Annotated in this window: 11 protein-coding genes; 5 read left to right on the top strand and 6 right to left on the bottom strand. The window is 70.3% G+C overall.

Going from position 1 to position 13,352, the window contains the following annotated elements; translation table 11 throughout:
* Both ACT3TZ_RS13485 and ACT3TZ_RS13480 read left to right on the top strand, forming a co-directional pair.
* A partial coding sequence (locus ACT3TZ_RS13485; protein ID WP_444583948.1) for a GNAT family N-acetyltransferase occupies window positions 1-1,782 on the top strand: 1,782 nt, incomplete at its 5' end.
* 218 nt (window positions 1,783-2,000) lie between these two features.
* Window positions 2,001-3,260: an ABC transporter substrate-binding protein gene (locus tag ACT3TZ_RS13480; RefSeq protein ID WP_444583947.1), complete on the top strand. Its 1,260-nt coding sequence runs from the start codon at window positions 2,001-2,003 to the stop codon at window positions 3,258-3,260.
* Between the two features lie 1,147 nt (window positions 3,261-4,407).
* Here the strand turns inward: ACT3TZ_RS13480 and ACT3TZ_RS13475 are convergent.
* From ACT3TZ_RS13475 to ACT3TZ_RS13455, 5 genes are all read right to left on the bottom strand, one after another.
* Window positions 4,408-5,190 carry an ABC transporter ATP-binding protein gene (locus ACT3TZ_RS13475; RefSeq protein ID WP_444583946.1) on the bottom strand — a complete coding sequence of 261 codons (783 nt, stop codon included), beginning with the start codon at window positions 5,188-5,190 and terminating at the stop codon, window positions 4,408-4,410.
* A complete protein-coding gene (locus tag ACT3TZ_RS13470; RefSeq protein ID WP_444583945.1) occupies window positions 5,187-6,296 on the bottom strand; it encodes an ABC transporter ATP-binding protein in 1,110 nt (369 codons plus the stop codon). Before ACT3TZ_RS13470 ends, ACT3TZ_RS13475 begins: the two co-directional genes overlap by 4 nt.
* On the bottom strand, window positions 6,289-7,278 hold the full coding sequence (locus tag ACT3TZ_RS13465) for a branched-chain amino acid ABC transporter permease (RefSeq protein WP_444583944.1): 990 nt from the start codon (window positions 7,276-7,278) through the stop codon (window positions 6,289-6,291). Before ACT3TZ_RS13465 ends, ACT3TZ_RS13470 begins: the two co-directional genes overlap by 8 nt.
* 9 nt (window positions 7,279-7,287) lie before the next feature.
* Window positions 7,288-8,736 (bottom strand): ABC transporter permease subunit, encoded by a 1,449-nt coding sequence (locus ACT3TZ_RS13460; RefSeq protein ID WP_444583943.1) that lies wholly within the window; start codon window positions 8,734-8,736, stop codon window positions 7,288-7,290.
* A gap of 182 nt (window positions 8,737-8,918) precedes the next feature.
* A complete protein-coding gene (locus ACT3TZ_RS13455) occupies window positions 8,919-9,278 on the bottom strand; it encodes a hypothetical protein (protein WP_444583942.1) in 360 nt (119 codons plus the stop codon).
* 213 nt (window positions 9,279-9,491) lie between these two features.
* Between ACT3TZ_RS13455 and ACT3TZ_RS13450 the strand changes: the two genes are divergently transcribed.
* Window positions 9,492-10,997 (top strand): amino acid permease, encoded by a 1,506-nt coding sequence (locus ACT3TZ_RS13450; RefSeq protein ID WP_444583941.1) that lies wholly within the window; start codon window positions 9,492-9,494, stop codon window positions 10,995-10,997.
* Window positions 10,998-11,099: 102 nt separating this feature from the next.
* Here ACT3TZ_RS13450 and ACT3TZ_RS13445 read toward each other — a convergent pair whose 3' ends face one another.
* Complete coding sequence (locus ACT3TZ_RS13445; protein WP_444583940.1) at window positions 11,100-11,501, bottom strand: hypothetical protein; 402 nt, start codon at window positions 11,499-11,501, stop codon at window positions 11,100-11,102.
* Between the two features lie 222 nt (window positions 11,502-11,723).
* Between ACT3TZ_RS13445 and ACT3TZ_RS13440 the strand changes: the two genes are divergently transcribed.
* The gene (locus ACT3TZ_RS13440) at window positions 11,724-12,770 is read left to right on the top strand and encodes a tripartite tricarboxylate transporter substrate binding protein (RefSeq protein ID WP_444583939.1); all 1,047 of its coding nucleotides are present in this window, start codon (window positions 11,724-11,726) and stop codon (window positions 12,768-12,770) included.
* On the top strand, window positions 12,767-13,351 hold the full coding sequence (locus ACT3TZ_RS13435) for a tripartite tricarboxylate transporter TctB family protein (RefSeq protein WP_444583938.1): 585 nt from the start codon (window positions 12,767-12,769) through the stop codon (window positions 13,349-13,351). Before ACT3TZ_RS13440 ends, ACT3TZ_RS13435 begins: the two co-directional genes overlap by 4 nt.
* Window position 13,352 lies beyond the last annotated feature (1 nt).

Here is a 13,352-nt window from a genome sequence, read left to right as displayed (position 1 = left end):
GCTAGGCTACCGCTCATGCGGCTCACCAACGTCGCGCACCTGCGGCTCCCCTTCGCGCCGCTGTGGGGCTACGACGTGAGCGTCTCCGCCCCGGTTCGCGCCCTCCCCGTCTCCTTCGACCAGCGCCGCCACGTCGGCGCGGGGGAGCGCCCCGGCTCCTGGATGGCGATCTCCTTCCGCCTGCCCGAGCCCGCGCCGCGGGAGGACCTGGCACGGGCCTGGCTCGCCGTCGTCGCCCGCCACGAGACCCTCCGCACCGTCTTCACCCAGGACGACGCCGGGGAGGTCGAGCTCCACGAGGTCCAGGTCGGGCCCGGCACCTGGGTCGAGCACCCCATCGCCAGCGGCCAGGCCGTCCACGACGCCCTGCGCGACGTGCTCGACGTCCACTGCACCCCGTACTCGCGGCCCGCGCACCGCATGTGCGTCCTGCAGACGGCCACCGACCCCACGGTCGTCATCGCCGTGGACCACGCGCACGTGGACATGTGGTCGATGCTCGTCATCGCCCGCGACATGCTCGCGGCCCTCGCAGCGATCCGTCGCGGCGAGGAGCCCGATGCCCGGCCCGCCGCCGCCTTCTCCGAGCACACCCGCGCCCTCGTCGCCCGCGAGTCCGCCCCCGAGGACGTCCACCGTCGCTGGGCCGAGATCCTGGGTGCCTGCGGGGACGTCATGCCCCGCTTCCCGCTGCCGCTGGGCCTGCCCGAGCCGCAGGCCGAACGGGTCGAGGTGCGCGATGTGCTCGACATCGACGAGAGCGCCGCGTTCAGCGCCCAGGCGCGTTCGGAGGGCGTGTCGACCCTCTCGCTCGCGGTGTCGGCGATGACCATCGTGACCCGCGACCTCGCCGGGACGCCGCTGCGTGCCGTGTTCCCCGTGCACAGCCGGTACGAGTCCACCTGGCACGAGTCCGTCGGCTGGTTCATCACCAATGCCGTGCTCGAGAGCGGCGACCCCGACCCCGCCGCCTGCGCCGCCGCCGTCAAGGAGGCCGTGCGCCTGGGCTCGTGGCCGCTCGCGGAGGTGCTCGCGCCCTGGGGCGGCATGCCCGAGGTGCCCGGCATGTTCGCGATCTCGTGGCTGGACCTGCGGCGGCTCCCGGTGCGCCTGGACTCCCGCACCCTCGAGGCGCAGTACGTCGGCGCGACGATCCGCACCGACGGCGTCATGCTCTGGTTCATCCTCGACGAGGACGGCCTGCACCTGCGCTGCCGCTACCCCGATACCGCCGAGGCACGTCAGGGCGTGGGCGCCTGGCTCGACGCGCTGATCGCCCGCATGCGGGACACCGCCCGGGACTCCGCCGGCAGCACCCTGCACGTCGACGGCTCCACCTTCCACGTCCAGCGGGCCACCCGGTCCGACGTGCCCGCGATCGTCGCCCTGCTGTCCGACGACGAGCTCGGCCGCGGTCGCGAGATCGACGACCTCGCGGTCTACGAGTCCGCCTGGGACACCCTCGCGCGGGACGGCGCCCAGTACCTCGCCGTCGTCCGGGACGACCGGGGCGGGATCGCCGGGACGATGCAGCTCACGATCATCCCGGGGCTCTCGAGGGCCGGCTCCACGCGGCTGCAGATCGAGGGCGTGCGGGTCCGTGCCGACGAACGGTCCCGCGGACTGGGCACCGGGATGCTCCGCTGGGCCCACGACCACGGTCGCGCCCATGGTGCCCGCCTGGCCCAGATCACGACCGACGAGGCGCGGGACCGTGCCCGGGCCTTCTACGAGCGGCTCGGATACGAGACCCGCCACGTGGGGCTCAAGCGCGAGCTGTGACACCCGGGCCGGGGTGCTGCGCGCGTCCGCATCGGCGTGCGCCCGAGCGCGGGACCCGGCCCCTGGGGAGCACCGACGTCACCGGAGCGCCCTGCGGGAATGCCGCGCAGAACCCGCTTGGGAACGAATTGGTTACGGACGCGTCACCCGGCGTCGAAAAGGCTCCGCGCCCGCCTATGGTGTGCTCACCTCCTCGCAGGTTCTCGAAAGGACTCACCATGAGCAGCTCCCTCTCCGGCCGTCGCGCGGCCTCGTTCCGCCGCGTCGCGGCCACCGCCGGGAAGATCGTCGCGGCCACCGCGACGGTCGCACTCCTGGCCTCGTGCTCGAGCGGCGGGGGCGGGTCCGACAGCGGATCGGACACCCTGCACATCGGCGCGATCCTCCCCCAGACCGGTTCGCTCTCGCTGCTGGGCCCGGCCGCCATCGCCGGTTCGGAGGTGGCGATCGACGACATCAACGACGCCAAGCCGAAGTTCGAGGCGAAGCTGACCGTCAAGGACTCCGGCGACACCACCACCGACATCGCCTCCTCCTCCGCGAAGTCGCTGCTGTCCTCCAACGTCTCGGGCATCATCGCCCCGGAGTCGTCGGCCGTGGTCAAGACGGTGTTCAGCCAGCTCACCAACGCCCAGGTCCCCTTCATCACCCCGGCGGCGACCGATCCGACGCTGACCCACCCCAACAAGTCCAACGGGTACTTCTTCCGCACGGTGCCCACCGACGTGCTGCAGGGACAGGCGCTCGCGCAGAAGATCGTCTCCGATGGCCGGACCAAGGTCTCGATCCTCTACATGAACGAGGCGTACGGCACGGGCCTCAACGAGCAGATCAAGAAGACCCTCGAGGACAACGGCGTGGAGGTCGTCGCCGACGTCCCCTTCACCCCGAACTCGACGAACTTCAACGCCGAGGTCTCCGACGTCCTCAGCCCCGGGCCCGACGCCCTGGTCGTGATCTCGTTCGACGAGATCAAGTCGATCGCCGCCGCGCTGCAGCAGAACAAGTTCGACTTCAACAACTTCTACGGCACGGACGGCAACAACGGCATTCTCGGTGCCGGCGACCCGGATATCACCGGTGCGCAGTTCTCGACCCCCGGTGTGAATCCGGAGGACGATTTCCGCAAGCGTCTGGACACCGCGAACGGCAAGGCGCTCTCGTCCTACTCCTACGCGGCCGAGTCCTACGACGCCGTGACCCTGATGGCGCTGGCCGCCGCACAGGGTGGCGACACCAAGCCGGCGACGATCAAGGACAACCTCAAGAAGGTCTCCGAGGGCGGCACCGCCTGCACGAGCTTCAAGGAGTGCTACGCCCTGATCGAGAAGGGTGAGGACATCGACTACAACGGCCAGTCGGGTCCGATCAGCTTCAACGACGACGGAGACGTCTCCGAGGCGAGCATCTCCTTCTACAAGACCGTCGGCCCCGACAACAAGACCGACTGGGTCGAGCAGCAGAGCTCCAAGCTCTGATCCTGCCCGACGGCTCGCGCACCTGAGGTGCGCACGAGGGCCCCGGTCCCCGTCTGGGATCGGGGCCCTCTGCTGTGCTGTTCCGTTCCGTTCCGTTCCGTGCTGTGCCGTTCCGTTCCGGTCCGTGGCATGGCGTGGCGTGCGGTGCCGTTCCGTGTCGTGGCGAGCCGTGACATGCGGTGCCAGGCGGTGCGGGGCCGTGCGGTGCAGTGCGAAGCCGAGGCCGTCCGTGGAGACGTGCTCGTCCCCGCCCTGCCGAGAACTGCTGCCCACACCCTGTGCGGGGTGCCGGCCGGGCTCGATACCCGGTGGCGTACACGCACCGGCGCCCAGTGCGCCCAGACCTGCACCGGTGCGCACCTGAATGCACAGGACGCCGGTGCGTGCACACGTGAGCTCCGCTGCGGGGCCGTGGCAGTGGCCGGGGCCGGGGCCGAACATGGCGGACGGCGGGGCCCGCACTTCGGCACCGCTCTCATCTGGCCGCGCCTCACGTCAGCCCAGCTCCACGCCAGGCGCTCGCTTCCGGCGCACTACTGGTCCAGCAGGCGCTCGCCGCAGGCACGTTTCTACCTCAGGCGCGCTAGATTCCGGAGCGTCTCAGTACCAGGCGCGCCCGTTTCCGGCGCGTCTCTGCCCCAGCTGTGTGCTGGTCCCCGCCCGTATCCGTCAGTCCCACCCACCCCTGCTGCTCAAGGCGGGTGGGACCGTTCCGGGGGACGTGGCAGGGAAGGTGTGCACTCACCGGCGTCAGGTGCGACGACCACTGCACCGGTGCACGCATGTATGCACTGGGCACCGGTCCGTGCACAGGACGCCTCCGACGCGGTGCCGAACCCGAGCCCGAGCATGGCAGAACCGCGGCTCCGTCCTTCATGGAGCCGCGGTTCCGTGCTGTCTCGAGAACTGATCCGATCGACTGCCCGCCGGTGAGCGTGCCGCAGCGGACTGGTATGAGAGCTGATCTGCGACGCCTGCGGTCCCACCGGCCGACCTCGAGATCGTCGGAGGGACCGGGCGGTCTGTTCGGTGCACCCGAGATCCCGACGTGCACCTCCGAGTGTGGCCTTGTTCCAGGTGGCCCTTCGGCCACCGGCCCGCCCAGCCCAGCCACCCAACCGGTCCGCTGCCCGGCCGGCCGCCCGGATCAGACGGTGGGTGCGATCCCAGTGGCAGGAGCGGGCGTCGCCTCGTCCTCGCCGTCGACCCGGTCCGCGCCGAGGGTGCCCAGGTAGAGCTGGATGACCTTGGGGTCGTTGAGCAGGTCGCGGCCGGTGCCCATGTAGGAGTCCCGCCCCTGGTCCAGCACATAGCCGCGGTCGCAGATCTGCAGGCAGCGGCTCGCGTTCTGCTCGACGATCATCACCGAGACGCCGGCCGCATTGATGCGGGCCACGTTCACGAAGGTCTCGTCCTGGCGGATGGGGGACAGGCCCGCGCTGGGCTCGTCCAGCAGCAGCACCTGGGGATCCATCATGAGCGCCCGCGACATCGCGACCATCTGTCGCTCGCCGCCGGACATCGACCCCGCCCGCTGCTTGAGCCGCTTCTTGAGCTCGGGGAACAGGGTGACCACGAACTCGACCCGTTCGTCCATGCGCTGGGGTGCCTGATAGCAGCCCATCTGCAGGTTCTCCTGGATCGTGAGCGCCTGGAAGACGTTCTCGGTCTGCGGCACGAATCCGACGCCCCGGGAGACCAGCTTGTCGGCCTTGAGGTTGGTGATGTCCTGACCGCCCAGGGTCACGGTCCCGCTGAACACGTTGACCATGCCGAAGATGGCCTTGAGCAGGGTGGACTTGCCGGCGCCGTTGGGGCCGATGATCCCGACGAGCTCGCCCTCCTCGACGTACGTGTTGGCGCCGTTGAGGATGCTGACGCCGGGGATGTAGCCCGCCACCAGGTCGGTGGTCTCCAGGACGCGGGTCATGAGCGGGGCTCCTCGGTGTCGGTGGTGGGCGCGGGATCAGAGGGGGTCGCTGTGTCCGCGCTCCCCGCCGGTGCAGCATCGGATCCGGCCCCGGCGGCTGCCACCGCCGACGGATCGGCGGGTGTCGTCGAGAGCTCCTCGCCGAGATCCTCGGCGGCCTCGGACAGCGCGAGCTGCTCGGCCACGACGGTCTCGTCGCGCTGGATCTCCACCGCGGAGTCCTCGGGGTTGAACGCTCTCCGGGAGCGGATCTCGCCGATCACCTGGCCGAGGTCCTTGTCCTTGTCGGAACCGAGGTACGCCTCGACGACGGCGGGGTCGTCCATGACGATCCCGGGCGGGCCCTCGGCGACGACCTTGCCCTCGGCCATGACGATCACCCAGTCGGCGATCGACTGGACCATGTGCATGTCGTGCTCGACGAACAGCACGGAGACGCCGTCGTCCTTGAGGGAGACGATGTGCTCGAGCAGGGACTGCTTGAGCGCCGGGTTCACGCCGGCCATCGGCTCGTCGAGCATGATGAGCTGCGGATCGCACATGAGGGCGCGGGCCATCTCGAGGAGCTTGCGCTGGCCGCCGGACATCGCCGCCGCGTAGTCGTCCTTCTTGGGCAGCAGCTTGAAGCGCTCGAGGAGCTCGAGGGCACGGGCCTCGATCTCCTTCTCCTGGGACTTCCACAGGAACGGGAACAGCGCCTGCCAGATGTGCTCGCCCTTCTGGTGGCGGGCGCCGAGCTTCATGTTCTCGAGCACCGTCATCATGCCCAGGACCTTGGTGAGCTGGAAGGTGCGGATCTCGCCGAGGCGGGACACCTTGTACGCCGGGACGCCGGAGAGGTCCTTCCCGTCGAAGTTCCAGTCGCCCTCGTTGGGGGCGTCGAACCCGGTGAGAAGGTTGAACAGGGTGGTCTTGCCGGCGCCGTTGGGGCCGATGAGCGCCGTGATCACGCCGCGCGGGATCTCGACGTGCGCGACGTCGACGGCCTTGAGTCCGCCGAACACCCGGGTGACCTCGTGCGCGACGAGGATGGGGTCGGACTTGCGGCAGCCGGGGCCCGCGGCCTCGGCGGCGATGGGCACGGTGGTGGAGGTCTTCTCAGGCAAAGTAGGTCTCCGCTTTCTTGCCGAAGATGCCCTGGGGCCGGTAGACGACCAGGAGCATCAGTCCGATGCCGACGAGGATGAAGCGGATCTGCCCGCCCTGGATGCCGGTGATCGGCACCAGGTCGGTGCTGACCAGCAGGGACACCAGGCCGTCGGTGAGGATCAGGGTGGCCCAGAAGATCATCGAGCCCACGATCGGGCCGAACACGGTCGCCGCGCCGCCCAGGAACAGGATCGTCCACAGGAAGAACGTGGTCTGGGTGCCGCCGATGTCGGGGTTCAGGCCCTTGGGGAGGATGTAGAGCATCCCGGCGAGACCTGCGATGACGCCGCCCAGGACGAGCGCCTGCATCTTGTAGGCGAAGACGTGCTTGCCGAGCGCCCGCACGGCGTCCTCGTCCTCCCGGATGCCGCGCACCACACGACCCCACGGGCTGCGCATGAGCAGCCACACGAGGAAGGCGACGACGGCCACGACGGCCCAGGCCACGATGAGGTTGAAGAGGTCCTCGCGGCTGTAGGTGAAAGGACCGAAGGAGTAGAAGCCGCCGCCCTCGGGGGCGGGGATCGGGTTCAGGGCCGCCCACGCGTTGCCGTAGTCGAAGGAGGTCAGACCGCCCTGGCCGCCCGTGAGCGGGGTGAGCTCCGGGGTGATCGCGACGTACCGCACGATCTCCGCCGAGGCGATGGTGACGATCGACAGGTAGTCGGCCCGCAGCCGCAGCGTCGGGATGCCCAGCAGCAGCGCGAACAGCACCGCTCCGAGGAGCCCGAACAGGAAGCACAGGGGCAGCGGCAGCTCGAAGGTGCGGGCGGCGATCGCGAAGAAGTAGGCGCCGATCGCCATGAAGGCGCTCTGGCCGAAGTTCATGAGGCCCGTGAATCCGAAGTGCACGGCGAGCCCGATGGTGGCCAGGGCGTACGCGGCGGTGTCCGGCGCGAAGATCTGGCTGATCACCTGGGGGATGAAGCTGAAGTCCATGGATATCTCCTAGCCGATCCGCTGCTTGCTGCCGAGCAGGCCCTGGGGCCGCACGAGCAGGACGACGATCATGATGACCATGGCGACGACGTACTTCAGCGAGGTGGGGATCCACATCGTCGACACGTCGATGGCCAGGCCGATGACGAGCGCTCCGAGGAGCGCGCCCCACGTCGTGCCGAGACCGCCGAGGGTGACGGCCGCGAACAGCAGCAGCAGGATCAGCGCGCCGCCGTTCCACTGCAGGGTCTGGTAGTAGCCGATCAGCGCGCCGGCGACGCCCGCGAGGGCACCGGCGCCGATCCACACGATCCGGGTGACCTTCTCGACGTCGATGCCGGACGCGGCCGCGAGGGCCTTGTTGTCGGCGACGGCGCGCGTGGCCCGGCCCAGGTTGGTCCGGGTGAGGAACAGGGCCACGACGACGATCAGCACGATCGCGATGCCGGAGCCCACGAGGTCCCAGTACCGCAGGTTGATGGTGCCGATGCTGAGGATCGGGGAGTTGTTCGCGGGCAGGGACAGGCGGTCCGGACCCCAGATGAACGCGAACACGTACCGCAGGGCCAGCGACAGGCCGATGCTGACGATCATGAGCTGCATGATGCCCACGCGCTTCTTGCGCAGCGGCTTCCAGAGCCCGGCGTCCTGGGCCCACCCGAAGGCGCCGCCGAGGACGAGGGAGCCGATGATCGCGAACCACCCGTTGAGCCCGAGCTGCACCGTGAAGAAGTAGGCGACGAAGGCGCCGAACGTCACGAGCTCGCCGTGGGCGAAGTTGTTCAGGCGCGTCGTGCCGTAGATCAGCGAGATGCCGATCGAGGCGAGCGCGAGCAGCAGGCCGAAGGTCAGGCCCGTCGCGACCTTCGGGCCGAGACGCTCGAAGAAGCCGAGGCCGCTCGAGTCGGTCGCGGCGGCCGGATCGGCCGGGACGCCCTCGGCGGGGGAGGCCGATGTCTCCGGGGCCGAGGAGCCCGAGGTGCTGCCCGAGGTCGTCGAGCTCGTGGGCGTCTCCGAGAGCGGCACCGGGGTGACGGCGTCGCGCACTCCGCCGGTCTTCAGCGGGATCCGCGTGTACTGGGGCGAGATCTCGCCCGATGCCGCGCGGTCCGTCGGGTTCTTGGCAGGGCCCTGGCCCTCGGGGAGGGTCGTGGGGTCGAGGTAGACCGCGTACTTCCCCGTCTCCGTGAGGGTCACGGTCGCGACGCCGGTGGGGTCCGTGGTCGCGGGCAGCAGCTCACCGGCGCTGTCGGCGACGGTCACGCCAGCGCCGACGGCCGGGGCGCCGGACTCGTCGACGATCGTGATCTTGAGCTCGATCCCGTCGGCGTGGGCCGCCTGCCAGGGCCAGAGGACGGCCGCGGCCGCCAGGACCGTGAGGACGATGATCCATGGCCACCGGACGGCCGTGAGTCGGCCTCCCGGTGAGGGCGCAAGCCCCGAGTTGTCCGCCGTCACCAGCATTCCTCCTGTGCACGCAGAGCCCGGGTCCCGGGCAGTCGCCTGAATGTAGAGCCATCCGGGCGGAATCGACGTGTTCACGGAGAGTCCGTGCCCTAACCGTTACCTGAGCACGCCCTGAACAGCCGGGGCGGACTCCGGGAGTCCGTGGACGATGAGCAGGGCCGACGGGAGATCGTTCAGCAGATCCCTCCGAAGATCCCCGCACCGCGGAGGACGTGCACGACGCCCAGCGCGAGGATCACGGGGATCCCGATCCATGCCAGCGGGAGCACTCGCGGTGTCAGCCCTCGGCGCACGCACGTCAGGACGGTGAGGACCGCGCAGACCACGATGGCCCCCGCGGCGATGAATCCGGCGTAGTCGACGTACATGCACTGGGTGACGACGCCGTTCTCCCTCGTGATCGACGACGACGAGATCTCCACGAAGAAGGCGATCACCCCGATGGCGATCCCCGCCCAGAGCGGGCGGGGCACGTCGCGCAGCCCGTGTGCGGTCTCCGAGGTCGCATTCCGGGTTCGGGGGCCGTGCGTCATGGGTCTCCTTCGGTGGTGGTCCGGGCGGACCTGCGGTCGGCATCCCAGGATATGACGTGGGACACAGGACGGGCAGGGGCGGTCGTCGATCCGGGAGACGGGGGCGCAGGCGACGGCACACCCCGGCCTCGTGCACGGAAGGCCGCGAGCCGAGAACGCGCCGGGTCGCGATCCGCGACAGCGCCAGGGCCCCGACCGAGTAGGGTCTCGACGGTGAATCGACCCCCTTCCCCCTCCGACACCGTCCCCTCGACGTCCGCGACGGGCGCCGCCGGCCCCGAGGGTCCCCGCCTCGAACGCGCGCTGGGCAATCGTCAGATCCAGCTCATCGCGATCGGCGGAGCCATCGGCACCGGCCTGTTCATGGGCTCCGGCAAGACCATCTCCGTCGCCGGCCCCTCGGTGCTCCTCGTCTACCTGATCATCGGCACGATGCTCTACGTCGTGATGCGCGCGATGGGCGAGATCCTCATGTCCCGGCGCTCGTACCGGAACTTCGCGGACTTCACCGGCGATCTGCTGGGCCCCTGGGCGGCGTTCTTCACCGGCTGGACCTACTGGTTCTGCTGGGTGGTCACGGCGGTCGCCGATGTCATCGTCATCGCCTCGGTGTACGTGCGCCACCTGCTGCCCGCGCTGCCGTCCTGGACCACGCCCGTGGTGGGGCTGGCCGTGATCGTGGTGCTCATCGGGCTGAACCTTCCCACCGTCAAGGCGTTCGGCGAGACGGAGTTCTGGTTCGCGATGGTCAAGATCGTCGCGATCCTCGCGCTGATCGTCGTGGGCGTGGCCCTGGTGCTGATGCGGTTCGAGACCGAGCAGGGCACCTCGAGCTTCACGCACCTGTGGGACCGGGGCGGATTCTTCGCGACCGGGTTCCTGGGCTTCGTCGCCGCCTTCCAGATCGCGACGTTCGCCTTCGTGGGGATCGAGCTGGTGGGCACCACCGCCGCCGAGGCCAAGGATCCCGAGAAGAACCTCCCGCGCGCCATCCGGTCGATCCCGATCCGGATCCTGCTGTTCTACATCGGCTCGCTCGCGGTGCTCATGTCGGTCATGCCGTGGACGACGTACGACGCCGACGAGTCGCCCTTCATCCAGGTGTTCGACGCCGCAGGCCTCCCGGCGGCCGCGGCGGTGGTGAACCTCGTCGTGCTGACCTCGGCGATGTCCTCGGCGAACTCCGGCATCTACTCGACGTCGCGGATGGTCTTCGGACTGTCCACCCAGGGCGATGCCCCGCGCCTGTTCGGGCGGCTGTCGCGCCATCAGGTGCCGCAGAACGCCCTGTTCCTGACGGGCGTGATGATGCTGTCGGGGATCGCCCTGCTGATCTTCGGGGTGGGGGAGTCCACGGGGTTCACCGTCGTCACCACCGTCTCCTCGCTGTGCTTCATGTTCGTGTGGACGATGATCCTGCTCAGCTACGTCGTGTTCCGTCGTCGCAGGCCGCAGGACCACGCCGCGAGCACCTTCCGGATGCCCGGCGGGGCGTTCATGCCGTGGGTCGTGATGGCGTTCTTCGTGTTCCTGCTGTGGGCGTTCACCGGGGACGCGGTGACCCGGGCGGGGCTGCTCGCGACGCCCGTGTGGTTCGTGCTGGTCGGGATCGGGTACGCGGCGCTGCGTCGCGACCCCGCGCACAGCGCGCAGCGCGAGGAGCACCGCCGCATGGTGGCGGCCGAGAAGCTCGAGGCGGCCCGCTGGTCGGAGCGCTGACGGCGACCCCGGGTCCTGTCCGGGGCCGCCGTCGCGTGGTGTCTCGGGAGGCCGGGGCCCGACCTTCCCCGTCGGCGCACGCGCCGACGGGGATCCCGTGCGTCAGCCGCGGATCACGAGGGCCGCGCCGATCGCGGCCAGCCACAGGTCCTTGGAGACCGGGGTCCCGGCCTCGCTGGGCCGCACGCCGTCGGCCTTGGTGAAGGCGTCGGTGCGGAAGTAGGCCGCGAGGAAGCCCGCGGAGAGGGTGCTCAGGGCCAGGCCCGCGATGCGCGTGGGCACGAACGGCGCGAGCAGCAGAGAGCCCACGGCGATCTCGCCGTAGGCCAGGAACTTCCCGAACTGCTCGGGGGAGAGCTCCTTGAGCAGCGGCACGCCCTGGGCGGCGGCATCCCGCAGGAACTCGGCCTGGGCGGCCGGGATCTTCACCTTGCCCAGTCCGGAGTTCAGGATGTACGCCCCGGGGACGGCACGCAGGATCGCGGTGGAGAGGCTGAAGGACATGGGGTCTCCTCGTTCGGACGACGGACGGCCCTCGGAGCGGGGCCTGCGTCGCCCACGGTAGTGCTCCGGGCCCTCCCATGCCTCCGGCGTGAACGCGTGCCATGACCGCGAAAGAGCCGAGGAGCAGGTAGCGTGGGCATGCCCCGCCCTGGCCGGACCGACATGGACGTCGATCCCGCCCCGGCCCGCACCCGCCCCCCCCTCACGCTCCCAGGAGCACTCATGGACGCCCCCCTCCCCGCGTCCGACGCACAGCCGTCGGCATCCCCGAACCCCCCTGCGCCCGGCCGGCGCACCGCCCTGAAGGTCTTCGGCGGCCTCGTCGCCGCGGGCACGATCGGCACCGCCTCTGCCGGATCGATCTCCTCGTCCTCCGGCGGCGACGACGTCCGCGCCTCGTTGACGATCGTCGCCCCGGCCGCCGCGGGTGGCGGCTGGGACGCCGTGGCCCGCTCGATGCAGCTGGCCCAGCGCGCGCACTCGATCACCAACACCACGCAGGTCGTCAACATGCCCGGCGCCGGCGGCACGATCGCCCTGACCAACGTCGCCTCGCTCGAGGGGCACGCCAACACCCTGCTCGTGGGCGGCACCGGGCTGCTGGCCGCGACGATCCAGTTCCGATCGGCGGTCGCCTTCACCGATGTCACGCCGCTGTCGCTGCTGGTGGAGGAGTACGACGCGATCGTCGTCCCCGCCGACTCCCCGTACCAGGACCTCGAGTCGCTGCTGGAGGCATGGAGGGCCGACACGGGATCCATCCCCTGGACGGGCGGCGGCTCCTTCGACCAGCTGGTGGTCACCGACCTCGCGATCAAGGCGGGCATCGAGGCCGCCGACCTCACCTACATCTCCTCCGACGGCGGCGGCGAGGTCACCCAGGCCCTGCTCAACGGCACCGTCCAGGCGGCCGCGAGCGGACTGCCCGACTGTCGCGACCAGGTGGACTCCGGGCGCCTGCGCGCGCTCGCCCTCGTGGCCACCGACCGGGTGCCCGCCGACGTGCTGGACGCCCCCACCACCGTCGAGCTCGGCTACGACGTGACCCTCGCGAACTGGCGGTCGATCTCGGCCCCGCCCGGGATCGACGAGGAGGAGATCGCCACGCTCGGCGACGTGATCGCCGAGACCATCGCGACCCCCGAGTGGGAGGAGGCGATCGCACGCTACGCGTGGACGCCCAACGTGATGACGGGGGAGGAGCTCACGACCTTCCTCGTCGAGCAGACCGAGCAGATCCGCAGCCTCTACCAGGAGATGGGCTCATGACCACCGCCTCCGCCGCCCCGCAGGCCGCACCGGACGGTGCCCCGGACCGGCACGCCGCCGTGCACCTCCTGCGCGAGCTCACCATGCCCGCCGTTCTCGCCCTCGTCGTGGCCTACCTCGTGGTGGGCATCGTGACGATGGACGCCCCGGCCAACGCCGACTTCCCCGGACCGCGGTTCTTCCCCGGCATCATCACCGCCGTGATGGGGGTGCTCGTGATCGTCCAGACGGTCACCGGCATCCGCGCCTGGCGCCGCGGGACCCTCGTCGAGCTCGGCGAGGACGAGGACCAGCGCCGCCAGTCCGGCCTGGTCGTCGAGGCCGGGACCCGTCCGCGCCTGGACGTCCGCGCCCTCGCGTGGATCCTCGGATCCTTCCTCGGCTTCTCGGTGCTGCTGGAGATCCTCGGGTGGGTGATCGGCGGGGCGCTGCTGTTCTGGTGCATCGCCCACGCGTTCGGATCCCGCCGGCACCTGCTGGACCTCGTCATCGGGCTGACCGTCTCCTCGATCGCCTACATCGGATTCGACATGATGCTGGGGCTCTCCCTGCCCTCCGGCATCCTGGGATGGGGGTTCTGAC

The organism is Brachybacterium sp. AOP25-B2-12, from assembly GCF_052378625.1.
In the GTDB taxonomy this organism is placed as follows: domain Bacteria; phylum Actinomycetota; class Actinomycetes; order Actinomycetales; family Dermabacteraceae; genus Brachybacterium.
The sequence above is the reverse complement of the archived record's forward strand: the minus strand, read 5'-3'. Positions and strand labels throughout refer to the sequence as shown.

Coding starts and splice junctions, on each gene's coding strand:
- ACT3TZ_RS13435 (WP_444583938.1), top strand. CDS start 12,767: ATGACCACCGCCTCCGCCGCCCCGCAGGCCGCACCGGACGGTGCCCCG.
- ACT3TZ_RS13445 (WP_444583940.1), bottom strand. CDS start 11,501: ATGTCCTTCAGCCTCTCCACCGCGATCCTGCGTGCCGTCCCCGGGGCG.
- ACT3TZ_RS13480 (WP_444583947.1), top strand. CDS start 2,001: ATGAGCAGCTCCCTCTCCGGCCGTCGCGCGGCCTCGTTCCGCCGCGTC.
- ACT3TZ_RS13440 (WP_444583939.1), top strand. CDS start 11,724: ATGGACGCCCCCCTCCCCGCGTCCGACGCACAGCCGTCGGCATCCCCG.
- ACT3TZ_RS13465 (WP_444583944.1), bottom strand. CDS start 7,278: ATGGACTTCAGCTTCATCCCCCAGGTGATCAGCCAGATCTTCGCGCCG.
- ACT3TZ_RS13455 (WP_444583942.1), bottom strand. CDS start 9,278: ATGACGCACGGCCCCCGAACCCGGAATGCGACCTCGGAGACCGCACAC.
- ACT3TZ_RS13475 (WP_444583946.1), bottom strand. CDS start 5,190: ATGACCCGCGTCCTGGAGACCACCGACCTGGTGGCGGGCTACATCCCC.